Annotated in this window: 19 protein-coding genes, 1 tRNA gene and 1 riboswitch; of the genes, 5 read left to right on the top strand and 15 right to left on the bottom strand. The window is 70.3% G+C overall.

Annotated elements, in window-relative coordinates:
• The first annotated feature begins 258 nt into the window (after positions 1-258).
• On the top strand, positions 259-396 hold the full coding sequence (locus ACFYPA_RS30170; RefSeq protein ID WP_359353118.1) for a hypothetical protein: 138 nt from the start codon (positions 259-261) through the stop codon (positions 394-396).
• Between the two features lie 58 nt (positions 397-454).
• Here the strand turns inward: ACFYPA_RS30170 and ACFYPA_RS30165 are convergent.
• The 7 genes from ACFYPA_RS30165 to ACFYPA_RS30135 form a co-directional block, all read right to left on the bottom strand.
• Positions 455-540: transfer RNA gene (locus tag ACFYPA_RS30165), tRNA-Leu, on the bottom strand.
• A gap of 248 nt (positions 541-788) precedes the next feature.
• A complete protein-coding gene (locus tag ACFYPA_RS30160; RefSeq protein WP_389135478.1) occupies positions 789-3,197 on the bottom strand; it encodes a glycoside hydrolase family 2 protein in 2,409 nt (802 codons plus the stop codon).
• Entirely contained in the window at positions 3,194-4,102 is a 909-nt protein-coding gene (locus ACFYPA_RS30155) for an ATP-binding cassette domain-containing protein (protein ID WP_359082881.1), read from the bottom strand. Before ACFYPA_RS30155 ends, ACFYPA_RS30160 begins: the two co-directional genes overlap by 4 nt.
• Positions 4,087-5,028, bottom strand: coding sequence for an ABC transporter ATP-binding protein (locus tag ACFYPA_RS30150; RefSeq protein WP_359315077.1), 942 nt, complete (start codon positions 5,026-5,028; stop codon positions 4,087-4,089). Before ACFYPA_RS30150 ends, ACFYPA_RS30155 begins: the two co-directional genes overlap by 16 nt.
• Positions 5,029-5,067: 39 nt before the next feature.
• Entirely contained in the window at positions 5,068-5,970 is a 903-nt protein-coding gene (locus ACFYPA_RS30145; RefSeq protein WP_359082877.1) for an ABC transporter permease, read from the bottom strand.
• A complete protein-coding gene (locus ACFYPA_RS30140; protein ID WP_359082875.1) occupies positions 5,967-6,962 on the bottom strand; it encodes an ABC transporter permease in 996 nt (331 codons plus the stop codon). Before ACFYPA_RS30140 ends, ACFYPA_RS30145 begins: the two co-directional genes overlap by 4 nt.
• A gap of 152 nt (positions 6,963-7,114) precedes the next feature.
• Positions 7,115-8,851, bottom strand: coding sequence for an ABC transporter substrate-binding protein (locus tag ACFYPA_RS30135; protein WP_359082873.1), 1,737 nt, complete (start codon positions 8,849-8,851; stop codon positions 7,115-7,117).
• Positions 8,852-9,073: 222 nt separating this feature from the next.
• Here ACFYPA_RS30135 and ACFYPA_RS30130 point away from each other — a divergent pair, with 222 nt between their 5' ends.
• The 4 genes from ACFYPA_RS30130 to ACFYPA_RS30115 all read left to right on the top strand — a co-directional run bounded on the left by ACFYPA_RS30130 (position 9,074) and on the right by ACFYPA_RS30115 (position 14,640).
• A complete protein-coding gene (locus ACFYPA_RS30130; protein WP_359082871.1) occupies positions 9,074-10,102 on the top strand; it encodes a LacI family DNA-binding transcriptional regulator in 1,029 nt (342 codons plus the stop codon).
• Between the two features lie 66 nt (positions 10,103-10,168).
• A complete protein-coding gene (locus ACFYPA_RS30125) occupies positions 10,169-11,002 on the top strand; it encodes an NAD(P)H-binding protein (RefSeq protein WP_359082869.1) in 834 nt (277 codons plus the stop codon).
• Between the two features lie 268 nt (positions 11,003-11,270).
• Positions 11,271-12,041 carry an ABC transporter ATP-binding protein gene (locus ACFYPA_RS30120; RefSeq protein ID WP_359082867.1) on the top strand — a complete coding sequence of 257 codons (771 nt, stop codon included), beginning with the start codon at positions 11,271-11,273 and terminating at the stop codon, positions 12,039-12,041.
• Between the two features lie 70 nt (positions 12,042-12,111).
• The gene (locus tag ACFYPA_RS30115; RefSeq protein ID WP_359082865.1) at positions 12,112-14,640 is read left to right on the top strand and encodes an FtsX-like permease family protein; all 2,529 of its coding nucleotides are present in this window, start codon (positions 12,112-12,114) and stop codon (positions 14,638-14,640) included.
• Between the two features lie 68 nt (positions 14,641-14,708).
• Here the strand turns inward: ACFYPA_RS30115 and ACFYPA_RS30110 are convergent, their stop codons facing one another.
• From ACFYPA_RS30110 to ACFYPA_RS30075, 8 genes are all read right to left on the bottom strand, one after another.
• Positions 14,709-16,013, bottom strand: coding sequence for a cyclopropane-fatty-acyl-phospholipid synthase family protein (locus tag ACFYPA_RS30110; RefSeq protein ID WP_359082863.1), 1,305 nt, complete (start codon positions 16,011-16,013; stop codon positions 14,709-14,711).
• 367 nt (positions 16,014-16,380) lie between these two features.
• Positions 16,381-17,766, bottom strand: coding sequence for an NAD(P)/FAD-dependent oxidoreductase (locus tag ACFYPA_RS30105; protein ID WP_359082861.1), 1,386 nt, complete (start codon positions 17,764-17,766; stop codon positions 16,381-16,383).
• 434 nt (positions 17,767-18,200) lie between these two features.
• The gene (locus tag ACFYPA_RS30100; RefSeq protein ID WP_359082859.1) at positions 18,201-19,145 is read right to left on the bottom strand and encodes a Ppx/GppA phosphatase family protein; all 945 of its coding nucleotides are present in this window, start codon (positions 19,143-19,145) and stop codon (positions 18,201-18,203) included.
• Between the two features lie 106 nt (positions 19,146-19,251).
• Complete coding sequence (locus ACFYPA_RS30095) at positions 19,252-19,785, bottom strand: DUF501 domain-containing protein (protein ID WP_359082857.1); 534 nt, start codon at positions 19,783-19,785, stop codon at positions 19,252-19,254.
• A 64-nt stretch (positions 19,786-19,849) separates the two neighbouring features.
• Entirely contained in the window at positions 19,850-20,320 is a 471-nt protein-coding gene (locus tag ACFYPA_RS30090) for a septum formation initiator family protein (protein WP_359082855.1), read from the bottom strand.
• 112 nt (positions 20,321-20,432) lie between these two features.
• Positions 20,433-21,713 (bottom strand): phosphopyruvate hydratase, encoded by a 1,281-nt coding sequence (eno, locus tag ACFYPA_RS30085; protein WP_073738482.1) that lies wholly within the window; start codon positions 21,711-21,713, stop codon positions 20,433-20,435.
• A gap of 309 nt (positions 21,714-22,022) precedes the next feature.
• Positions 22,023-22,754, bottom strand: coding sequence for a transglycosylase family protein (locus ACFYPA_RS30080; RefSeq protein WP_389135467.1), 732 nt, complete (start codon positions 22,752-22,754; stop codon positions 22,023-22,025).
• Between the two features lie 4 nt (positions 22,755-22,758).
• A riboswitch (cyclic di-AMP (ydaO/yuaA leader) is annotated at positions 22,759-22,930 on the bottom strand.
• 301 nt (positions 22,931-23,231) lie between these two features.
• The gene (locus ACFYPA_RS30075; protein WP_389135464.1) at positions 23,232-24,182 is read right to left on the bottom strand and encodes a transglycosylase family protein; all 951 of its coding nucleotides are present in this window, start codon (positions 24,180-24,182) and stop codon (positions 23,232-23,234) included.
• Positions 24,183-24,211 lie beyond the last annotated feature (29 nt).

Genomic DNA, 24,211 nt, shown 5'->3' with positions numbered 1-24,211 from the left:
GGCCTTAGGGCAGGGAGGCTATGAGAGGTGCCCCTGTGGCGACACGGGCCCGTGGGCCCAAATCCAGGTCCCAATCGCGGGCCGCGACCGGCCTGCGGGGCCCGCACAGCGGGCGGAGGGCCCAACCGGCAGCGGTACGCACATGAGGCGTCACACACAGTGCCGCAGGGGCCCACGCCGGTACGCCGGCCACCGACCGGCGGACCCAAGCGGCTCAGCAACGCGGACCGGGCTGCGCTCGGCTTGGGGTCCTGCTTCATGCCGACGCTCGTCGCCTTCTCGCGCGGCGTGCCGAACCAGGGCTCCCTGGCCGTGGTGAACCTGCCCGTGGGGCGGACCCCGGTGGGCCGTTTCGTATCGCCGGCCGTGGCGGCGCGCACCACGCTCCGCCAGTGAGCGGGCATCCCGCGACGGGCGTCCCGCCCCCGGCCCACGCGCGCCCCCGTGCGCGCGATGGTGCCCGGAACCGGACTCGAACCGGTACGCCCCCGAGGGGCAGCGAGGTTTAAGCTCGCCGTGTCTGCATTCCACCATCCGGGCTTGGCGCGCGGCTCCGCGTTGGCACATGACCCTATCCGGGGGCTCCCCCCGGCCGGACGGACAGTGGCTCGATGTTGTCTTATTTTATTGATCGCTTGAGGGTCCGTCAGCACACGTGGGAGCCATAGTCACCTGCCCGGGCGGGGTGGCGGGCGCGGCGGCCGCGTATCCGAATTGACGGAAAGTCGCCGCACCCACACAGCCGATGCGCCAGGGCCGCGCCATGGATCGCCAGGGCCGCGCCACCCCTATCGAGTGACGGTCTCGTTGACGCAGCGCAACACCGGGTGCACGCCCAGCGCCTCCGGGTCCGCCAGGACCGCTCCTGTGATCATGAACACCTCGCTCTCCCCGGGCAGCAGCGTGACGAGCATCTCGTCCACCTCGGCCGCCGGGTCCAGCCGGTCGGGGAACAGCGCGAGGTCCCGCACCAGCGTGCGGGCCGTCACCTCGACGCGGTAGCCGGGCGCCTCGCCCCCGCTCTCCGTCACCGTGACGTCGTACCGGGCCGGCGGCAGCGCGAGGCGGGTGTCCTCCTCGTAGAACTGCACCACCCGGGTGTCACCCATGCGCGCGACCAGGAGCTCGCGGGTCCGGTCGAGCGGTTCCGCCACCGACGGCGGCAGCGGGACCCGGCCGACCGAGCGCGCGGCCGTGCTCACCACCACCTCCTCCTCGGCCAGCACCGCCCCGTCCAGGCCGTGCCGGGTCAGCCGCAGCGTGCCGGCCCAGGGCGTGGAGGCGTCGTTGACGAGGTGGACGGCTCCGTCGCGTACGGCGATCAGGCGGTCCGCGTACACCTGCCGCAGGGCGTACCAGAGCGGCTTGCGGCGGCCGTCGCCGTCGATCGCCGACCAGGAGACGACCGGCCAGCAGTCGTTGAGCTGCCACACGATCGTGCCCATGCAGTACGGGGTGTGGGAGCGGAAGTGCCGGATGCCGAACGCCATGGCGCGGGCCTGGTTGAGCTGCGTGAGCCAGTGCCAGTCGTCGAAGTCCGTGCCGGGCTGCGGCAGGTGGTCGCCCAGGCCCCGGAGCAGCTTGGCGTTGCCGTCCTCGGCCTTCTGGTGGTGGGCCAGGAGCGGGGCGTCGGGGGTGAGCGGGCCGCTGACCGCGCGGCGCAGGGTGGCGTACGCGGGCGGGCCCTGGAAGCCGAACTCGGCGACGAAGCGCGGCACCCGGTCCGCGTAGGCGCGGTAGTCGGCCCGGTTCCACACGTCCCAGATGTGGATGGTGCCGTGTGCCGGGTCCTGCGGGTGGATGTCCTCGGTGCCGGAGTAGGGCGAACCGGGCCAGTAGGGGCGGGTCGGGTCGGTCTCGGCGACGATCGCGGGGAGCAGCTCGTGGTAGTAGCCGTGCCCCCAGGTCCGGTCGCCCAGTTCCTTCTGCCAGCCCCAGTCGGCGTGGCCCTCCAGGTTCTCGTTGTTGCCGCACCACAGGACGAGGGAGGGGTGCGGGGCGAGCCGGGTGACGTTCTGGCGGGCCTCGGCCGCCACCTCGTCCCACAGCGGCTGCTCCTGCGGGTAGGCAGCGCAGGCGAACGGGAAGTCCTGCCAGACCAGCAGCCCCTTCTCGTCGGCCAGTTCGTAGAAGTCGTCGCTCTCGTAGAGCCCGCCGCCCCAGACGCGGACCAGGTTGACCCCGGCGGCGACGGCCTGGTCGAGTCGGTCGGAGATCCGCTGCCGGGTGAGGCGGGCGGGGAAGCAGTCCTCGGGGATCCAGTTGACGCCGCGTACGAAGACCGGTTCGGCGTTGACCGAGACGCGGAACGCGTCACTGTCCAGGGTGACGGACCGGAAACCGGTCCTGAGCCGGCGGACGTCGTCACCGACGCGGACCGTCACGTCGTACAGCGGTTGTTCGCCGTGGCTGTGCGGCCACCAGGGCTCGGCCTGAGGGACGGAGAGGGTGACCGAGATCCGGGACTTGTCCTCCGTGGCGACGAAGACGGCCCCCGCTCCGATCACCCCGACTTCGCCGGACAGCGGCACCAGGCCGTCGTGTTCGACCTCCAGTTCGGCGGTCAGCCGCGGCACCCCGTCCGCATCCAGGTCCGGGAGGAGCTTCACCGACGCGATGCGCGGGCCGCTCCACGTCTCCAGGGCGACGGGCCGCCAGATGCCGGACGTGACCAGCGTCGGCCCCCAGTCCCAGCCGAAGTTGCACGCCATCTTGCGGATGAAGGCGTACGGCTCCGCATACGCCCCGGGCCGGTCGCCGAGCCGCTCACGGAGTTCCTCGGCGTACGTGTACGGGGCGGTGAACCGTACGTCGAGGGTGTTGGCACCCTCCGCCAGCAGGGCCCGGACGGGGAAGCGGTAGCCGCGGTGCTGGTTGGCGCCGCGGCCCACCTCGATGCCGTTGAGCAGGACCGTGGCGACGGTGTCGAGGCCGTCGAAGCACAGGTCGGCGTGGTCGTGCCCGTCCGGTGTCCAGTCGAACGTGGTCCGGTACGTCCAGTCCGTGCGGCCGATCCAGGTCAGGCGGTCCTCGTTGTCGTCCAGGTACGGGTCGTCGATCAGCCCCGCCGCGAGCAGGTCGGTGTGGACGCAGCCGGGCACGGTGGCGGGGACGCCTCCTGTGGGGAGCCCGAGGGGCACGGGGCTGTCCGCGGTGAGCGTCCAGCCTTCGTGCAGGGGCAGGTGGCGAAGGGTCACGCGGAGGTCCTTCCGCAGTCGGGGAGCTGGGCGCAGGCGACGAAGTGGTCCGGCTCGGTCTCGTACAGGTCGGTGTCCGGCGAACCCGCCTCGTGGAAGGCGCAGCCTTCCAGCGGTTCGGCCTCGGTCCACGGGGTGTTGAGGCGGGGCACGGCGGCCAGCAGGGTGCGGGTGTACGGGTGGAGCGGGTTGCCGAACACCTTCTGGGTGTCGCCGCGTTCGACGACCCGGCCGCGGCGCAGGACCACGGTCTTCTCCGCCAGGTAGGTGCCGAGCGCCAGGTCGTGGGTGATGTAGAGGACGCCGAGGCCGCGTTCCTTGAGGACGGCCAGGAGGTTGAGGACGTCGATGCGGGTGGAGGCGTCGAGCATGCTGGTGATCTCGTCGGCGACCAGGAAGCTCAGGTCGAGCAGGAGCGCGCGGGCGATGAGGAGGCGTTGCAACTGGCCGCCGCTGAGCTGGTGCGGGTAGCGGCCCAGCACCTGTCCGGGGTCCAGGCGCACGTCGCGTACGGCCTTCTCGACGCGGCCCGCCCATTCCTTGTCGGAGACGCCGGGGTGGTAGGCGCGGCGGATCAGGTCGAAGACGCGGTCGGCCCGGAAGACCGGGTTGTAGCAGGAGAAGGGGTCCTGGAAGACGCCCTGGACGCGGCGGTAGAAGTCCTTTCCGGGGCGGACGGGGCGGCCGTCCAGGGTGAGGCTGCCGGAGCTGACGCCGGTCAGGCCGAGGATCATCCGGCCGATGGTGGACTTCCCGCTGCCGCTCTCGCCGATGAGGGAGACGACCTCGCCGGGTTCGGCGGTGAAGGACACCCGGTCCACCGCGGTGACGGAACCGCCGCCGAACGCCCCGGCACGGTAGGTCTTGGTGACGTGGTCGAGGGTCAGCATCAGGCCTTCCAGCACGCGACGGAGTGACGGGGGGCGATCTCGATGACCGGCGGCTCCTCGGCGCACCGGTCGTCGGCTAGCGGGCAGCGGTCGCGGAAGCGGCAGCCGGCCGGCGGGTTCAGGAGGGAGGGCGGGGCGCCCGCGATGCCCTTGAGGGGCTTGTCGGCGTACCGGGCGCCGACCTCGGGGAGCGAGCCGAGCAGGAGCTTGGTGTAGGGGTGGCGGGGCTCGGTCGTCAGGACCTTCGTGGGCGCCTTCTCGGCGAGCTTGCCCGCGTACATCACCATGATCGAGTCGGCGATGTGCGAGGTGAGACCGAGGTCGTGCGTCACGAAGATCATGCTGGTGACCAGGCCCTTGTCGCGCAGTCCGGTGAGCGCGCCGACGACGGCCCGCTGGGTGGAGACGTCCAGGGCCGAGGTGACCTCGTCGGCGATGAGGACGGACGGGTCGAGGAGGGTGGAGATCACCATGACGGTGCGCTGTTTCATGCCGCCGGAGAGCTCGATCGGGTAGCGGTTCAGGACGTCGTGGTCCAGGCCCACCAGGTCGAGACGGCGGTGCAGTTCGGCGGTATCCACGCTGACGCCCCGGGAGGCGAGCAGCTCACGGATCATGCGTCCGATGCGCCGGGTCGGGTTGAGGGCGCTCATGGAGTACTGCGGTACGAGCGAGATCCGGTGGAAGCGGAAGGCGTTCATCGCCCGGTCGTCGGCGACGGGTACGTCGTCGCCGTCGAGGGTGACGGTCCCGCCCGCGTGCCGCATCCTGCCGTCGAGGCGGATCAGCGACTTGCCGAGCGTCGTCTTGCCGCAGCCGGACTCGCCGGCCAGGCCGAGGATCTCCCCGTCGGCGAGGTCGAAGGAGACGCCGTCCAGGGCCCGCACCTCGCCTCGCAGGGTGCGGTAGTGGACCCGTAGATCGGTCACGGTCAGGGTCATGTGCTCGGGCCCTCCGGGAGAACGGTCATGATCATGTGCTCAGGCCTCCCGCAGCTTCGGGTTGAAGACCTCGTCGAGGCCGACGTTGGCGACGTACAGCGCGCCCACGATCGCGGTGATCCCGGCGCCCGGCGGGACGAACCACCACCACATGCCGAGTTGGAGCGCACTCCACTGCTGGGCGCTCTGCAGCATCAGGCCCAGCGAGACGCCCTCCGTGGGCCCGAGTCCGATGAAGTCGAGCGAGGAGGCGATCAGGACGGAGCCGCCGAAGAGCAGGATGAACATCATGAAGAGGTACGAGCTCATGTTGGGCGCGATCTCGCGGAAGACGATCCGCCAGGTGCCGCTCCCGCTGAGCCGGGCCAGGTCCACGAACTCGCGGGTGCGCAGCGAGAAGGTCTGCGCCCGGATCGCGCGCGCCGCCCAGGGCCACGAGGTGAGGCCGATGAACAGGCCCTGCACGGGCACCGATCGGACCCCGAGGTAGGCGTTGATGATCAGCAGCACGGCGAGCGCGGGCAGCACCAGGACCACGTTGGTGAGCATGTTGAGGATCTCGTCGACCGCGCCCCCGCGGTAGCCGGCCAGGAAGCCGACGAGCATGGCGATGACGGCGGCGATGGCCCCGCCGACGACGCCGACCAGGAAGGTGGCGCGCAGCCCGTGCACGAACTGGGCGTACACGTCCTGGCCGAAGGTGGTGGTGCCCATCCAGTACGTGCCGTCGGGCGGCGCGGCCTGCGGGCCGACGTACTCGTTCGGGTCGGCGTTGTCGAGCAGCGGGGGGCCGATGATGCCGGTGAGCAGGAGCAGCACGACGACGGTGAACCCGATGATGAGCTTGGGGTTGCGCACGGCGTAGTGGAGCGTCTCGCGGCCGGGGCGGGCGGCGGCGGGGGCCGTGGTGGTCTCGGCGGCCGGTTCGGGCACGGTGCTCATGACTGGCCTCCTGCCATGCCGGTACGGGTCCGGGGGTCGACGACGACGTACACGAGGTCGATGAGGAAGTTGGCGATCAGTACGCCGATGACGATGAACAGGAACGCGCCCTGGAGCAGGAAGAAGTCCTGGTTCTGGATCGCGGCCAGGATCAGCGAGCCGAGTCCGGGATAGGCGAAGACGATCTCGGTGACGAGGGCCCCGGCCACCAGGACGCCCAGTTGCAGGGCGAGGCCGGTGATCTGGGGCAGTACGGCGTTGCGGAAGGCGTAGCGGCGGATGAGCCGCTGCGGTGCGCCGAGGGCCGACAGGTAGGACGAGTAGTCGGACTCCAGCTCGTAGATGATCATGTTGCGCATGCCGATGGCCCAGCCGCCGAGCGCCACGAGGAAGAGCGAGAGGAACGGCAGCACCCAGTGCTGGAGCAGGTCCACGGCGAAGGCGGTGGACCAGCTGGGCTGGATGTCGAGGCTGTAGCCGCCGGAGAGCGGGAACCAGCCCGCCTTGGAGCCGAGAGCCCAGGCGAGGATGACGGCGATCCACATGTACGGCATCGCGGTCAGCAGGTACCCCGCCGGCAGCACGGTGTTGTCGAGCACCTTGCGGCGCGCGGCCAGCGCCCCGGCCCAGTTGCCGACGAACCAGCTGAGCAGGACGGCCGGGATCATCAGCCCGAGCGTGTACGGGAGTGCGTCGAGCAGTACGTCGGCGACGGGCTTGGGGAAGACCCAGATGGACAGTCCGAAGTCGCCCTGCAGCAGGGCGCCCCAGAAGTGCAGGTACTGCTGCCAGACGGGTTCGTCGAAGCCGAAGAGGTCGTTGTAGTAGGCGCGCATGGCCTCGACGGCCTCGGGCTGCGAGACCCGGGCCCTGGCCACCATGGCGGCGACCGGGTCGCCGGGCATGAAGCGCGGGATCATCCAGTTGACGGTGACGGCGACGACGAAGGTCAGTGCGTAGATCAGAAGTTTGCGGGCGAAGTAGCGGCGCAAGGGGGCTCCCCGGGGAGAGCCCCGCCGTGCGGGCGACGGTCAGGGCGGCGTGCGCACGGCGGGGCGGTCATGGAATCGGGAGCGGCCGGCGCGCGGCCGGCCGCTCCCCGGGAAGGACCGGCGCGGAGCCGGTCCTTCTCAGAACGGCCGTGTCACTTGGCGGGCTTGAGCTGGGTGAGGGCTTCAAAGCCGCCCATCTCCAGCCAGTTGCGCCACATCGCCGGTGCGTACTTCGGGGCGCCCGCGGCGTCCGACGGCCAGTTCGTCCAGCTGCCGGTGGTGGACTGGGCCCACAGGCCGTTGTACCAGAGGGGGATGACGGGCATCTCCTTGAGCTGGATCGCCTGGATCTTGGAGATGACCTTCTTCATGCCCTCGGTGTCGTCCGTCTTCACGCCGCCGAGTTCCTGGACGAGCTTCCAGGCCTTCTCGTTCTCGTAGCGACCGAAGTTGACCGTGTTCTGCTGCTTCTGAATGGGCAGCTGGAACATGTACTCGTAGTACGTCCACGGGGTGCTGGACAGCTGGCGCTCGTTGTTGACGACGAGGTCGAAGTTGCCCTTGCCGCGCGTCTCGTTGAGGGCGTTCGCGTCGGGGAACTCGGTGGTGATGCTGATGCCCGCGTCCTTGGCGGACGAGGCGATGACCTTGGCGGCCTCCATCCAGTCGGTCCAGCCGGTGGGTACGGCCAGCTTGAGGCTGATCTTGGAGCCGTCCTTGTTCTCCACGAGGCCGTCGCCGTCGGTGTCCTTGTACCCGGCGTCCGCGAGGATCTGCTTGGCCTTGTCGGTGTCGAACGTGAAGCCCTCCCGGGCCACCAGGTCCTGGTCGACGAACTTGTCCCACTGCGGGAGCAGCCCGGTCGGGTTGGCGGGCTTGACCAGTTCCCCGTACACACCCTTGACGATCTTGCCGGTGTCGACCGAGGCGGCGAGTGCCCTGCGGAAGGCCGCGTCGTTCATCGGCTTCTTCGTGGTGTTGGGCACCAGCCAGGCCGTGTTGGCGGAGAGCATGTAGGGCGGCTTGTCGTAGTACGAGACGACCTTCTTGCTCTTGATCAGCGAGGAGGCGCCCGGCAGGAAGTTGTTGCTGAGGTCCAGCTGGCCCTGACCCAGCTGACCGATGACGACCTCGTTGCTCGGGTTGGAGACGTCGACGATGTAGCGGGGCGCGGGCTTCATGGAGAGCGCCTTGACGCCCCACCAGTCGTCGCGCCGCTGCCAGACGACCCGGTCCTGGGAGTGGCTCTTGAGGGTGTACGCGCCGGTGCCGACCGGTTTGTCGTTGACCCCGTCGAGGATCTCCTTCTCGGCGCGCTTGCCCCAGATGTGCTTGGGGACGATCGGCTGCCCGTAGAGGGTGAAGTCCCACTCCTGGTAGCGGGCCTCCTTGAAGGTGAAGCGGACGGTCGTGGCGTCCACGGCCTTGGCGTCCGACAGCCAGCTCCACAGGGTGTGGAAGGACGAGGCCTCGATCTTGCCGATCCCGTAGGAGTACGCGACGTCCTCGGCGGTCAACGGCTTGCCGTCCGACCAGGTGATGCCGGGGCGGAGCTTCACCTCGTACGTCTTGTCGCCGGTCCAGCCGCCCGACTCCGCCAGCCAGGGCGTCAGCTTGCCCGCGTTGGGGTCGAAGTGGAACAGCGTCTCGTAGACCAGCCCCTTGGTGCCGGTGGCGTGGTCCCAGTTGTGCAGCGGGTTGTAGTTGGCCGGCGGCCCCCATTGCGTACCGGTGGTGTAGAGCGTCTCGTTGCGCGGAAGCGCACCGCCGCCTCCGCCGCCCGTACCGCCGGAGCCGCCCGCCGAGGAGCCGCCCCCCGTGCACGCGGTGGCGGCGAGTGCGATCACGGCGAGCGTGGCCGCGGTCCGTCCCCGGAATCCCGTGCCCATCGTCCCTCCTTCTCCCCGCCGTCCCTGCCGAGCGGAGTTACTGAACCGGGTAAGTGCCGTGAAGTTAAGGCCGCCGGAGGGCCGTGTCAAGAGAGCGGGAGCGCTCCCATCCCTTTATTTTCGGGGGCAGTTGGGCGATCATCGTTGCGGTGGACAGCCATACCGAGCAAGACCAGGCAACGAGCGTGTTCGTGTGACACGAACCGGTTAAGTGAGGTCACATTGCCCAGACACCGCCCCACGATCTCCGATATCGCGCGCCGCGCCGGGGTTTCCAAGGTCGCGGTGTCCTATGCGCTGAACGACCGGCCCGGCGTCTCCCCCGCGACCCGCGCCACCATCAAGGCCATCGCCGCAGAGATCGGATGGCAGCCCAACAGCGCGGCCCGGGCCCTCACCCGCGCCCGGGCGGACGCCGTCGGCCTCGCCCTGTGCCGGCCCGCCCGGCTGCTCGGCGTGGAACCATTCTTCATGGAGCTGATCAGCGGCATCGAGAGCGAACTCTCGCCGCGCGGCTGCGCCCTGGTCCTCCAGGTCGTCACCGATCCGGCCCAGGAACTGGAGGTCTACCGCCGCTGGTGGGGCGAGGGCCGGGTGGACGGCGTGTTCCTCGCCGACCTGCGCAGCCCCGACCCTCGCATCGAGGGCGTCACCGAACTGGGGCTGCCCGCCGTGGTGATCGGCCACCCCTCGGCGGCCGGCCCGCTTCCCTCCGTGTGGTCCGACGAGCACACGGCGCTCCGGGACACCCTCACGTACCTGACCGCGCTGGGCCACCGGTCCGTCGCCCGGGTCGCGGGACTGCCCGACCTCAACCACACGCAGCTGCGCGACCGGGCCCAGCGCGAGATCTGCGCCGAACTCGGGCTCGGCGAACCCGTCATCGTCCACACGGACTACTCGGGACAGGACGGCGCGCACGCGACGCGGCGGCTGATCAGTTCCCCGCGGCGCCCCACCGCCGTCATCTACGACAACGACATCATGGCCGTGGCCGGCCTGTCGGTGGCCCGGGAGATGGGGCTCGACGTCCCGGACGACCTCTCCCTCGTCGCCTGGGACGACTCCCAGCTCTCCCGGGTGGTCCGGCCGCCGCTCACCGCGCTCGGCCGTGACATCGCCGCGTACGGAAGCCATGCCGCGCGGACCCTGTTGTCCCTGGTCACCGGCGGCGCGGCAGCGGGCTTCGAGGACGCGGCGGCCCGGCTGGTCCCGCGCGGGTCGACGGGCCCACCGCGCAAACAGCCTTGACCTCAAGCGCGATCGAGCTTCTAGCGTCTCCTCCAGTTGCCCGACCGACGACAGGAGAAGGTACGCATGATGCTCGTAACGGGAGCCACCGGGAACGTGGGACGCGCCCTTCTGCGGGAACTGCACGCGTGCGGTGCCGGGCCGCTGAGAGGGCTCACCCGTGACGCGGCGCGGGCCGTGTTCCCCGAAGGGGTCGAGGCCGTCGAGGGCGACTTCGCGGACACCGCCTCGTTGCAGCCCGCGTTGGACGGGGTGCGCTCGCTGTTCCTCGTGTCGCGCCTGGGTCCCGATGCCGACATCCTCGACGCCGCCCGGCGGGCGGGTGTCGCACACGTGGTGCTCGTGTCGTCCATCACGGTCCAGACGCATCCGCACCTCGGACCGGCGGCCGAGAACCTGGCGGTCGAACAGCTCCTCAAGGACAGCGGCATGGCGTGGACGATCCTGCGGCCGACGCAGTTCGCCTCGAACTCCCTGATGTGGGCGGCGTCGATCCGCGCACACGAGACCGTCCTCGCGCCCTACGCGGACACCGGGCTCCCCACCATCCACCCCTCCGACGTCGCGTCGGTGGCGCGGGTGGCACTGACCGGGACCGGCCACCACGGACAGACATACGCCCTGACCGGTCCCGAGCGGGTGACCGCCCGGCAGCAGGCCGAGGCCATCGGTGCGGCGCTGGGGCGCGAGGTGCCCTTCGCCGAGATCAGCCGGCAGGAGGCCCACGCCCGGATGGCCGCCGTCTTCGGGGACGACGCCGCGGACGCGGTGCTCGACATCACGGGCGGGGACGTCAACGACGGGATACAGGCGGTGCGCGCCACGGTTGCGCAGGTCACCGGCGTCCCGGCCAGACCGTACGGACAGTGGGTCGCGGAGAACACCGCCGCCTTCCGCTGAACCGCCGCCCCGTGGCGGCGCGGAGACCCGCCGGCGGCATCGGGTCGGCCCCGACGGGTACGGAGCGCCCCGCCGGTGTCATCCCGCAGGAGTACGCGAAGGCCCCGCGGTGCGACTCAAGGCTGCCACGGGAACGGGCACCGGGAGTGACGACCGGGGGCCGATCGGCGGAGACGATGAAGGGGTGCCCCTGCCCCGGGCCCCCGCCGCCCGGCGGGGCCGCCGGACGGGGCCCCCGTCCCGTACGAACCCGACCCTGGAGTCTCCCGTGACCACCATGTCCACCGCTCACCGCGCCACCGCGGTGGCCGCCCGCGCCACGGAACTGTCCAAGGTCTACGGAGAGGGCGAGACGAAGGTGACCGCTCTGGACCGGGTCACCGTGGACTTCCCGCAGGGCGAATTCACCGCGATCATGGGTCCGTCGGGCTCCGGCAAGTCCACACTGATGCACTGCGTGGCCGGTCTCGACAGCTTCAGCAGCGGTTCGGTGCGCATCGGCGAGACGGAGCTGGGATCCCTCAAGGACAAGCAGCTCACCCAGCTGCGCCGGGACAAGATCGGTTTCATCTTCCAGGCGTTCAACCTGCTGCCGACCCTGACGGCGCTGGAGAACATCACGCTGCCGATGGACATCGCCGGCCGCAAGCCCGACCAGGACTGGCTGCACAAGGTCATCACCATGGTGGGCCTGACCGACCGGCTGAAGCACCGGCCCACCGAGCTCTCCGGCGGCCAGCAGCAGCGCGTCGCCGTCGCCCGCGCGCTGGCCTCCCAGCCCGAGATCATCTTCGGTGACGAGCCCACCGGCAACCTGGACTCCCGCTCGGGCGCCGAAGTCCTCGGCTTCCTGCGCAACTCGGTGCGCGAACTGGGCCAGACCGTCGTGATGGTGACCCACGACCCGGCCGCCGCCTCCTACGCGGACCGGGTCATCTTCCTGGCGGACGGGGCGATCGTCGACCAGATGACGCACCCCACCGCGGACGGGGTGCTGGACCGGATGAAGGCGTTCGACACCAAGGGCCGCACCAGCTGAGCCCCGGGCCCGTCCCGGGCCCGCGTCGACCACCCTCCGGCACCCCTCCCCCCTCCCAGGACTGACAGCCATGTTCCGTACCGCCCTGCGCAATGTGCTCTCGCACAAGGCCAGGCTGCTGATGACCGTCCTCGCCGTGATGCTCGGCGTGGCCTTCGTCTCCGGCACCCTGGTCTTCACCGACACCCTCGGCAACGCCTTCCGTAACCAGTCGGCGAAGAGCTACGACGGCATCGCCGTCGCCGTCACCACCTACGCCGACCAGCGCGACGAGAAGTCCGGTGCCATCGACGACGCCACCCTGAAGAAGATCCGTGCCCTGGACGGCGTGGCCTCCGCCACCGGCCGCGTCGACGGCTTCGCCGGCGTCGCCGACCCCGACGGCAAGCTCATCGGGAACGGCTGGACCAACACCGGATCCAACTTCGCCCCCGGCAAGGACGGCGAGGACGCCCAGTACACCTTCACCGACGGCTCCGGACCGACCGCCGCGGGCAGCGTCGCCCTGGACAGGGACACGGCGAAGAAGGGCGAGTACGAGGTCGGCGACACGGTGCGCGTCGCCACCACGGGACCGGTGAAGGAGTACACCCTGTCCGGGGTCTTCACCACCGAGGACGGCGCGGTCAACGCCGGCGGCAGCCTGGTCCTGTTCGACACCCCCGTCGCCCAGCAACTGTTCCTGCGGCCGGGCGAGTTCAGGGACGTCACCCTCACCGCCGCGCCCGGCACATCCGACCAGCAGCTGCTGACCGCCGTGAAGCCGCTGCTGCCCGAGAACGCCGAGGCCAAGACCGGCAAGGTGCGCGCGGACGAGCAGGCCGACCAGACCGAGACCGCCCTCAGCAGCCTCAACAAGCTGCTGCTCACCTTCGCCGGCATCGCCCTCTTCGTCGGCGTCTTCCTCATCGCCAACACCTTCTCCATGCTGGTCGCCCAGCGCACCAAGGAGCTCGCCCTGCTGCGCGCCGTCGGCGCCTCGCGCCGCCAGGTCAAGCGCTCGGTGCTGCTCGAAGCGGCCGTCGTCGGTCTGATCGCGTCCGTCGTCGGCTTCGCCCTGGGCCTCGGCCTCGCCGTCGGGCTGCGCTCCGCGATGAGCCTGATCGGCGGGAAGATCCCGGCCGGGCCGCTGGTCGTCGCGCCGCTCACCGTCGTCGCCGCCTTCGCCGTCGGCGTCCTGATCACCGTGCTGGCCGCCTGGCTGCCCGCCCGCCGGGCAGCGAAGATCCCGCCCGTCGCGGCGATGAACAGCCAGTACGCGGTCGCCACGGTGAAGTCCCTGGTGCTGCGCAACTCGATCGGTGGCGTCATCGCGCTGCTCGGCGGCGCGGCCGTCGTGGGCGGCGCGGCCCTGGCCGGGTCGAACGGTCAGATGCTCCTCGCGGGCGGCGCCTTCCTCGCGCTGATCGGCGTCATCATCCTGATCCCGCTGCTGTCCCGCCCGGTGATCGCCCTGGTGCGCCCGCTGCTGCTGCGCCTGTTCGGGGTCTCCGGCAAGCTGGCCGCGCAGAACGCGGTGCGCAACCCGCGGCGTACCGGCGCCACCGCCTCCGCGCTGGCGATCGGGCTCACCCTCGTCACCGGTATCTCGGTACTCGGCGTCACCCTCGGCCAGGCGGTCGACAAGGTGACGACGGACAACATCAGGGCCGACTACATGGTCTCGATGGCCAGCGGTGACGCGCTGGACGAGTCGGCGCTCACCGCCCTGGAGAAGGCCGACGGCGTCACGGCCGTCTCGCCCCAGCAGGCGGTCTGGCTGGACATCGGCGACACCTCGCTCTCGGCGTCCGGCGTCACCCCCGGCGATGTGCAGAAGGTCCTCACCGTCGACACCGTCGCCGGCTCCCTGGACTCCCTGGGCAAGGGCGAGATCGCGGTCTCGGACAAGACCGCGAAGTCGCACGGCTGGAAGACCGGGGACAGCGTCCCGGTCACGTACCAGGACGACAAGAAGGGCAGTCTGAAGGTCGGCGCCCTCTACAAGGACAACGAGTTCCTCTCGCCGGTCCTGATCCCCCGTGACGTCGTGGCCCCGCACCAGGGCCGGGCGGACATCCGCGAGATCTGGGTGAAGACGGACGGCGGCGCGAGCGCGGCCCACGAGCAGGCGCTGGTGGACGCGCTGGGCGACAACCCCGGCATGAGCATCAAGGACCGCCAGGACATCCGCGACATGTTCGGCGGCTCCATCAACCTCGCGATGAACATCATGTACGGCCTGCTGGCCATGGCGCTGATCATCGCGGTGCTCGGGGTCGTCAACACCCTGGCCATGTCGGTGTTCGAGCGTCAGCAGGAGATCGGCATGCTGCGGGCCATCGGCCTGGACCGGCGCAAGGTCAAGCGCATGATCCGGCTGGAGGCCGTCGTCATCTCGCTCTTCGGCGCGGTGGTCGGCATCGGGCTGGGCATGTTCCTCGGCTGGGCGATCGGGCAGACCGTGTCGGCCGAGATCCCGCAGTACGTCCTGGTCGTGCCGTGGGGCCGGATCGCCGTCTTCCTCCTCCTGGCCGGTCTGGTGGGGGTGCTGGCCGCCCTGTGGCCGGCCCGCAACGGCGCCAAGCTGAACATGCTGACGGCGATCAAGACGGAGTAGTCCCCGACGGGACATGGCAGAGGGCCGGTATCCGCCGAGGCGGGTGCCGGCCCTCTGCCATGCCGGGGTCAGCCGCTCGCGTCCGCCTTCCAGTCGCGGGCACGCAGCGGCATGCGGGAGCCCCCGCCCTCGGCGGGACGGACCGCGAGGATCTGGTTCACACCGATCTTGTTGTGCTCGAAGGAGAGCGCGGAGGCGGCCATGTAGAGCCGCCAGACCCTGGCCCGGCCGGGCGAGGTCATCCGCACGGCCCTCTCCCAGTCCCGCTCCAGGTTGGCGACCCAGCGGCGCAGGGTCAGGGCGTAGTGCTCGCGGAGCGACTCGACGTCGCGGGCCTCGAAACCGGCTTCTTCGAGGGTCGCGACGGTCCGGCCCACCGGGGCCAGTTCGCCGTCCGGGAAGACGTAGGCGTCGATGAACTCGTCCACGTGGTACGCGGACTCGTCCTTCTCCGGGCGGCGGGCGATCTGGTGGTTGAGGAGGCGCCCGCCGGGCTTGAGGAGTGCGTAGAGGTCGTCGGCGTACTCGCGGTAGCGCACCGAGCCGACGTGTTCGGCCATGCCGATCGACGAGATGGCGTCGTACGGGCCGTCCCTGACGTCCCGGTAGTCCTGGACCCGGATCTCGATCCGGTCGGTCAGGCCCTCCTCGGCGATGCGCTTCCTGGCGAAGGCGGCCTGTTCGACGGAGAGGGTCACTCCGGTGACGCGGGCGCCGTACTCACGGGCGGCGTGGATGGCCATGGAGCCCCAGCCGCAGCCGACGTCCAGGAGACGGTCGCCCTCCTTCAGTGCGAGCTTGCGGCAGACCAGGTCGAGCTTGTCGCGCTGGGCGTCCTCGAGATTCCCGCCGTCCTCCCAGTAGGCGCAGGAGTAGACCATGGAGGGGCCGAGGACCAGTTCGTAGAAGTCATTGCCCACGTCGTAGTGGTGGCTGATGGCCTCCTTGTCACGGCGCTTGGTGTGCAGGGTGCCGGCGCGGCGGCGTACCTCCTCGGGCGGCGGCGGGGGCGGGGGCCAGGGGCCGGCCAGTTGCACCAGTCCCTTGGCGGCGGCTCTCAGCTTCGGGTCGCGGACCGGGTGGACGCTGTCCTTCGCGTCGCCGCCGCGTTCCCAGATCAGCCCGGCCATCAGGTCCAGTGCCCCGTACAGATCGCCTTCGATGTCGAGCTCCCCGGCCACCCAGGCGCGCGCCAGGCCCAGTTCGCCCGGCTTCCACAGCAGGCGGCGCAGGGCACGGCGGTTCCTGATGACGAGGACGGGGGCGCCGGGGGGCCCGGATTCGCTGCCGTCCCAGGCCCGGATGCGGACCGGTAGGGGTTCTCCCAGCAACTCCTGGGCGAGAGCGGTCAGCCGCAACGCGGCGTCTGCCATGGCGCACACCTCCGTGATGGTGTTTCCCAACGTGCCCAGACATGCCCACACATGTCTCGGACCACGCCCCGGCACCCTTGGTGTCGCGGCGAGGTACACCCCCCACAACAGTTTCCGGCGGCCCGCCCATCCCGCTACCGCGCAATGGAACGGCAAAATACCTGTAGCGCACATGCATCCGCCGGGGCGCTGGCCCCCACTCTCCCGCACCGCCTACCGCTCCGACCTGCACCGATACGCCGAAGGGGCCGTCCGCACCACGGATGGCGGACGGCCCCTTCGGGCGTCGTGCGACTGACTGACGCGGATACGGTGATCCGCGGACCGGGACCGGAGGGCCGGAGCCCTCCCGTCCCCGCCTGCGGGACTAGGAGGCCTTGGCCTTCTCGCCCACGGGCTTGGCGGCGGCGGGGGCTGGCGCCGGCTTGGCGGCCTCGTAGAACTCCTCGCGGGGAGTCTCCATGGCGCCGAGCGAGACGACCTCGCGCTTGAGGAACATCGCCAGGGTCCAGTCGGCGAAGATCCGGATCTTGCGGTTCCAGGTCGGCATCGCCATGCCGTGGTAGCCGCGGTGCATGTACCAGGCGAGACGGCCCTTGAGCTTGATCTTCACCTTGCCCATGACGATCATCGCGACGCCCTTGTGCAGGCCCAGACCGGCGACCGCACCCTTGTTGGCGTGGCTGTAGTCGCCCTGCGGGAAGCCGCGCATCCCGGAGATGACGTTGTCGCCGAGGACCTTGGCCTGACGCAGCGCGTGCTGGGCGTTCGGCGGGCACCAGGCGTTCGGGTTGCCGGCCTTGCGGCCGACCATGTCCGGCACCTGGGCGTTGTCGCCCGCGGCCCAGATGTAGTCGGTGCCCTGCACCTGGAGCTTCTCGGAGGTGTCCACGTGGCCACGCGGGCCGAGCGGCAGACCGAAGCGGGCCAGCGCCGGGTTCGGCTTCACACCGGCGGTCCACACGATGGTGTTGGAGTCGACCTCCAGGCCGTTCTTCAGCACCACGTGACCGTCGACGCAGGAGTCCATGGAGGTCGAGAGGAAGACCTCGACACCACGGGACTCCAGGTGCTCCCGGCCCCAGGTGCCCAGCTTCGGGCCGACCTCGGGAAGGATCTTGTCGGCGGCGTCGACGAGGATGAAGCGCATGTCCTCGCGCTTCACGTTCGTGTAGTACTTCGCCGCGTCGCGGGCCATGTCCTCGACCTCGCCGATGGTCTCCGCACCGGCGAAGCCGCCGCCCACGAAGACGAAGGTGAGCGCCCGGCGACGGACGTCCTCATCGGTCGTCGAGTCGGCCTTGTCCAGCTGCTCGAGAACGTGGTTGCGCAGGCCGATGGCCTCCTCGATGCCCTTCATACCGATGCCCTGTTCGGCCAGGCCGGGGATCGGGAAGGTACGGGAGACGGCGCCCATCGCGATGACCAGGTAGTCGAAGGGCAGCTCGTAGGCCTCGCCGACGAGCGGCGCAACCGTGGCGACCTTGCGGTCCTGGTCGATGGTCGTGACGCGGCCGGTGAGGACCTCGGCCTTGGGCAGCACGCGTCGCAGCGGGACGACGACATGCCGAGGCGAGATGCTGCCGGCAGCAGCTTCGGGGAGGAAGGGCTGGTAGGTCATGTACGACCGGGGGTCGACGACCGTGACGGTCGCCTCGCCGTAGCGCATCTTCTTCAGAATGCGCCGAGCTGCGTACAGGCCTACGTACCCACCGCCTACTACGAGGATCCTGGGACGCTCCGTGGTGCTCATGCCATCGAGTATCCACCCCCCTCGGGGGGCACGCTCGTGAGCCCCTTCACAAGGTATGCGCCACCCTCTGCTACACTTCGCCGCCCACGTGACCCAGGTCATGGCCCCGCAGGGGAACCACGACACTTTGGCGAACGTTGTTCACCGCTTGTGAGCTGGCCCTTGAGCCGCCGAGCAGGGTGGACCAGGCCTCGAATTCACACTCCCGCAACGCGCCCGGAACCCGCCCGTATGCGACACGTGCGGCCCCGCGCACCCCCCTGCGGGCCCGTTCGGCGCAGAAGTCCGGCCCAGAGGGCCCAATTCCTTGTGAAGAAGTTCACGAACTTCGTCGCGGCGTGTCCCCGAAGCCGCCCGGAGGGCGGTTCGGAGCAGCTCAGAAGTGCAGGCCGGAGTGCCGATGAGCAGGGTTCGCGGGCCTCTGCCGACCCGCTCTAACGGGCCGCGTAGAAGGCGATGCCGTCGAGGATGTCGTGCTCGCTGACGACGACCTCCCGCGCCCCGGTCCGCTCCATCAGGGCCAGCAGGATCAGCGCCCCGGAGGCGATCACATCGACCCGGCCGGGGTGCATCGCACCGATCGCCGCTCGCTCGGCGTGGGTGGAGGCCAGGAGGCGTCCGGTGATCTCCCGGACCTGCTCCAGGGAGATCCGGGAGTGGTGGATCGCCTCGGAGTCGTACTCCTCGAGCCCCAGCGCGATGGCGGCCATGGTCGTGACCGTCCCGGCGAGACCGACGAGCGTGGCCGCCGAGGTGAGGGGAACCGTTTCCTCGGCAAGGTCCAGGGCGGCGTCGACGTCGGCCCGGATCGCGTCGATCGCGGCCGGCGCCGGCGGATCGCTGACGACACCGTCCCGCGTGAGGTGGCGCTCGGTCATCCGGACACAGCCGATGTCCACGGAGCGGGCGGCCCGCACCCGGTCGTCGCCGACGACGAACTCGGTGGACCCGCCGCCGATGTCCACGACGAGGTACGGCTTCGCGAGGTCGTCGCGCCCGGCGAGCTCCTTCGTGGCCCCGTCGAAGGAGAACTCGGCCTCCTGGTCGCCGGTGATCACCTCGGGCTCGACGCCCAGGATGTCCAGCACGCCCCGGACGAAGTCGGCCCTGTTCTCCGCGTCCCGGGAGGCGGAGGTGGCGACGAAACGGACCCGCTCCGCGCCGTGCTCCTCGATCACCGCCGCGTACTGCCGGCAGGCGGCGAAGGTCCGCTCCAGCGCCTCGGGGGCGAGCCGCCCGGTCCGGTCGACGCCCTGCCCCAGCCGGACGATCTCCATGCGCCGGTCGAGCTCGACGAGCTCCCCGGTGACGGGGTCGGCGTCCGCGACGAGCAGACGGATCGAATTGGTACCGCAGTCGATGGCTGCCACGCGTGTCATGAATACTCCAGAATCCAGCGAGCGGGGTCCGAGGGCAGAGCCCCCATCCAAGCCCCTCCGGCGATCGAGGAGCGGGAACCGGGGGCGGAGCCCCGGGTACGGACGGTCAGCCCTCGTCCGGCGCGCCGCACGGCGAAACGCACGGCCCCTTGCGCCACCACTCCGGCAGCATCGCGATCGCCTCGTCCCCGAGCGGGTTCACCCCGGGGCCCGCGGCCAGCGAGTGCCCGACGAGCACGTGCAGACACTTCACCCGGTCCGGCATGCCGCCCGCGCTCGGGAAGCCCTCCAGCACCTCGATCGCGTCACGCCGCGCGATGTAGTCCTCGTGCGCGGCCCGGTAGGCCGCGGCCAGCTCGGGGTCCGTGGCGAGGCGCTCGGTCATCTCCTTCATGACCCCGTTCGCCTCCAGCGTGCCGATCGCGGAGGCCGCACGCGGGCACGTCAGGTAGAACGTCGTCGGGAACGGCGTGCCGTCCTCCAGCCGGGGCTGGGTCTCGACCACGTCCGGGTTGCCGCACGGGCAGCGGTGCGCGATCGCGCGCAGCCCGCGCGGCGGGCGCCCCAGCTGCTGCTGGAAAGCGGCGATGTCCGCGTCGGTGGGCGCGGTGGACTCGGTCTGGGGAGGGGGCGTTTCCATGCCTGCCTAGGGATCTGATCGGACTGCTCGAACCACGGTTCTGCAGAGGTGAAGGGGATACGGCTCAGCCGCGGTCGGCGCTGTCGACGCCGTCCCACAGGTTGGAGTGCCAGGGCCGGTCGGTATCCTCCGGCTTCCCGTCGCGCTCCTTGACCGCGTCGGGGTCGACCACGGTGTAGCCGGTCTCCCCGGGAAGAAGGTAGTGCAGGTGCTCGCGGGCCAGCCGCTTGACGTACGCGTCGTCCTGGAGCCGCGCCTTCTCGTCGCGCAGCTCCTCGGTGCGGGCCTCGGCCTCCTGCGCCATCCGCTCCTGGTCGGCGATCTCGTCGCGCTGTGACACGTACTGCCGCATCGGGTACGCGAGGGCGACGATCAGCGAACAGACGATCAGGGCCAGGAACGCGGCCCGGCCGGTGAGCCGGGAGCGGCGGGCCTGCCGGCGGTTCTGGGAACGGTAGACGCGGGCCGCGGTCTGCTCACCGAGCAACCGCAGCCGGGTCGCGGTGGAGAACCGGTCCCGGTCCTTCGCGGCCATGTCTCCGCCTCCCCATTACGCACGTCCGTCCCCGCACACGGTACGGGACCGAGTGCGGGGACGGACGGAGGCCGGGGCACTTGACCCCGCCGGGCTTTGCCGGGCCTGTGTGTCAGCCCTTGAAGCGCGGGAACGCCGAGCGGCCCGCGTACACCGCCGCGTCGTCGAGGATCTCCTCGATGCGCAGCAGCTGGTTGTACTTGGCGACACGGTCCGAGCGGGCCGGGGCGCCGGTCTTGATCTGGCCGCAGTTCACGGCGACCGCGAGGTCGGCGATGGTGACGTCCTCGGTCTCGCCGGAGCGGTGCGACATCATGCACTTGAAGCCGTTGCGCTGGGCCAGCTCGACGGCGTCCAGCGTCTCGGTCAGCGAACCGATCTGGTTGACCTTGACGAGCAGGGCGTTGGCGGAGCCCTCCTCGATGCCACGGGCCAGACGCTCCGGGTTGGTGACGAAGAGGTCGTCGCCGACGATCTGCACCTTGGCGCCGATCTTGTCGGTGATGACCTTCCAGCCGGCCCAGTCGTCCTCGTACAGCGGGTCCTCGATGGAGACCAGCGGGTACGCGGAGACGAGCTCCTCGTAGTACTCGGTCATCTCGGCGGCCGAGCGGGACTTGCCCTCGAACTCGTACTTACCGTCCTTGTAGAACTCCGAGGCGGCCACGTCGAGCGCCAGCGCGATGTCCTTGCCCGGGGCGTAGCCGGCTTCCTTGATGGCCTCGACGATGAGGTCCAGGGCGGCGCGGTTCGACTCCAGGTTCGGCGCGAAGCCGCCCTCGTCACCGAGACCGGTCGACAGGCCCTTGGTCTTCAGGACCTTCTTCAGCGTGTGGTAGACCTCGGCGCCCCAGCGCAGGGCCTCCGAGAAGGACTCCGCACCGATCGGCGCGATCATGAACTCCTGGATGTCCACGTTGGAGTCGGCGTGCGACCCACCGTTGAGGATGTTCATCATCGGGACGGGCAGCAGGTGCGCGTTCGGGCCACCGAGGTAGCGGAACAGCGGCAGGTCCGAGGCCTCGGACGCGGCGTGGGCCACGGCGAGCGAGACGCCGAGGATGGCGTTGGCGCCGAGCGAGCCCTTGTTCTCCGTGGCGTCCAGGTCGAACATCGCCTGGTCGATCAGCCGCTGCTCGGTCGCGTCGTAACCGACGAGCTCCGGGCCGATCTGCTCGATCACGGCGAGGACGGCCTTCTCGACGCCCTTGCCGTGGTAGCGGTTGGGGTCGCCGTCGCGAAGCTCAATGGCCTCGAACGCGCCGGTGGAGGCGCCGGACGGCACGGCAGCACGGCCCGTGCTGCCGTCGTCGAGGCCGACCTCGACCTCGACCGTGGGGTTTCCGCGGGAGTCGAGGATTTCCCTGGCTACGACGACGTCGATGGACGGCACGAGGCATCTCCTTCTGGGATGTGACGCTGGTGGTGCAGGGTCGCTTTGGCCTTGCGCCAAGAGCCTAACCGGCCGGGCCGCCCCAACCGGCCGACCGCCCGTCCCCTGGGACGAAAAAGGACCCAAGGGCAGGCACAGCGGGGCAAACGGCCAGAATTTTACTGGCTAGTAACTACAACAGTTGAACGCTCACCGCCGAAACCGGCCGCCGCACCTCCCCCACACACCGGGGCCCCGGACCAGTACGCACGGGGGGAAGGTGCGCACCGGGCCGGGGCGGCCGGAGAGTTCAGCGAGGAGGGATCGCGACTACTTCGTCAGGTGGAGCTGCTGACCCGGGTAGATCAGGTCGGCGTCCGTGACGATGTCCTTGTTCAGCTTGTAGAGCTGCTCCCAGCCACCCTTGACCTTGTGGGCGGCGGCGATCTCGCTCAGGGAGTCGCCGGTGACGACCTTGTACTCGCCGTCACCCTTGGCGACCTTCTTGCCGGTCGGGGTGGTGACGGTCTTCTTCGGAGCGGCGGCGCGGTCCGAGCGGTTCGTGGCGGGGGCCTCGCTGCGCTCGGCCTTCTTCGGCTCGGCCTTCTGGGCCGGCGCCTCCTGCTTCGGGGCGGTCTCCGTCTTGGCGGCGGAGGAGCCGGTGTCGACACCCGGGTCGACACCGTCGTTGCTCAGGTTGCCGGCACCGGCACAGGACCAGGCGCCCGGGCCCTGCATGTCGAGGAGCTTCTCGGCGACAGCGATCTGCTGCGACTTGGTGGCCAGGTCGGCGCGGGCCGCGTACTGCGTACCGCCGGCGGCCGCCCAGCTGGACTGCGAGAACTGCAGACCGCCGTAGTAGCCGTTGCCGGTGTTGATGGACCAGTTGCCACCGGACTCGCACTGGGCGACGGCGTCCCACGTGGAGACGGAGGCGGCGGACGCGCCGGTCGCACCCATCAGGGGCACGGCGATGGCGGCACCGGCGACACCGGCGAGCGTGGCGATACGGACGGCCTTGGACGGGCGACGGTGCTTGTTGCCCTTGCTGTTGAGCAGCATCGAGACTTCTCCTCACCGACGCCTGCGAGGTGAGCTGTCGGGTTCGGGCCAAGTGAGTTGCCCGGTCGTGCGTCCTAGCGCTCGACTTCACCCCAAGCCGGTCCTGATGCGTCCTGTGACGATCGAGCCCGGCGCTTACCTGGGTCCCCCGCTCCTGCCTACGGCGCTTTACGCGTCTGTTCCCTTCGACCGACGGCAGGATTCGGCGTGACGATCGACGGGGCCCGCGGTGCGAGCGGTTCCGACCGTAAACACACTCAACCCGCATATCCAAAGATAGACATACCGCATAAACAGCCCTTACTTGCACCCCAGGGACCCCTGTTTGCGCAGGTGGGGACGGATGCGACGGGACCTCCCGGACAAGACACGCCAGTTCACGCAAAGAGACCCATGTCTCACTTGGTCAAAAGTGGGACATAGGCCTCTTAACTACCCCAAATTTCGAGGTATTTTCAGCTAATGATCAGACCGCACTCATTCGGCCCCCACGCCCAGATCGAGGCTCTGGCCAGGCAGGATGAGGTCCGGGTCGGAACCCACCTCCGCCTTGTTCGCCTCGTACAGGGCCGCCCACCCACCGGTCAGCTTCTGTGCGTCAGCAATCGCCCAGAGGTTGTCGCCCGAGCGAACGGTGTACGTGCCGTCAGCAGCCGGAATTTCGGTGTCGCGTGCGTCACCGTCACCTCGCGAGGCATGCCGCCCCGCGTCCCGGTCACTGACGCGGCCGCTCTCCCGGGCCCCCTCGGGGGCCGGCGTACCGCGGTGCTTGCCGGCCTTCTGCTGACCGCCGGAGGGGCCCTCCCCGGCATCGGAGGCTTCGTCCGCGGGCTCGGTGGAGGCGGTCGCGGAGGACGTGGCCGACGGGGACGCGGAGGCGTCCGGCTTCTCGCCCTCACCCTTCGACCCGTCTGCCGGCGCGGCCGGCGCCTCCGGTGACGCGTCGTCCGACGCGGTGGCGTCCCCCGAGGGATCGGCACTCGCGGACGGGTCCGCGCTCCCGGCGGGGTCGGCGGACGGCGTGCTGCCCGGATCCACACCCGGCAGACCGGTGTCCACGGCCAGCCCCGAGATGACCGCACAGCTCGGCCACGCCTTCGGCCCCTGGTCGTCCAGGACCTTCTCCGCGACGGCGATCTGCTGCGAGCGGCTGGCGAGGTCCGCGCGCTCGGCGTACGACTCGCCGCCGTACGACTTCCACACCTCCTGGGAGAACTGCAGTCCGCCGTAGTAGCCGTTGCCGAGGTCGGCGCTCCACATACCGCCGCTCTCGCACTCGGCCACCCGGTCCCAGGTCGAGGCGTCGGCGGCGTGCGCACCTGCCGCGCCGAGCAGCGGGATGGCGATGGCGGATCCGGTCACGCCTGCGGCGACGATGATCGCGGGTGCCTGCCGAGGGCGACGGTGTCTGCCGTTCGCGGAGCCCATGGGGATGCCTTCCGTGTGACTGACGAGTG

The organism is Streptomyces sp. NPDC005775, assembly GCF_042871565.1.
In the GTDB taxonomy this organism is placed as follows: Bacteria; Actinomycetota; Actinomycetes; order Streptomycetales; family Streptomycetaceae; genus Streptomyces.
Note: the sequence above shows the minus strand (reverse complement) of the source record. Positions and strands in the feature narration are given on the sequence as shown.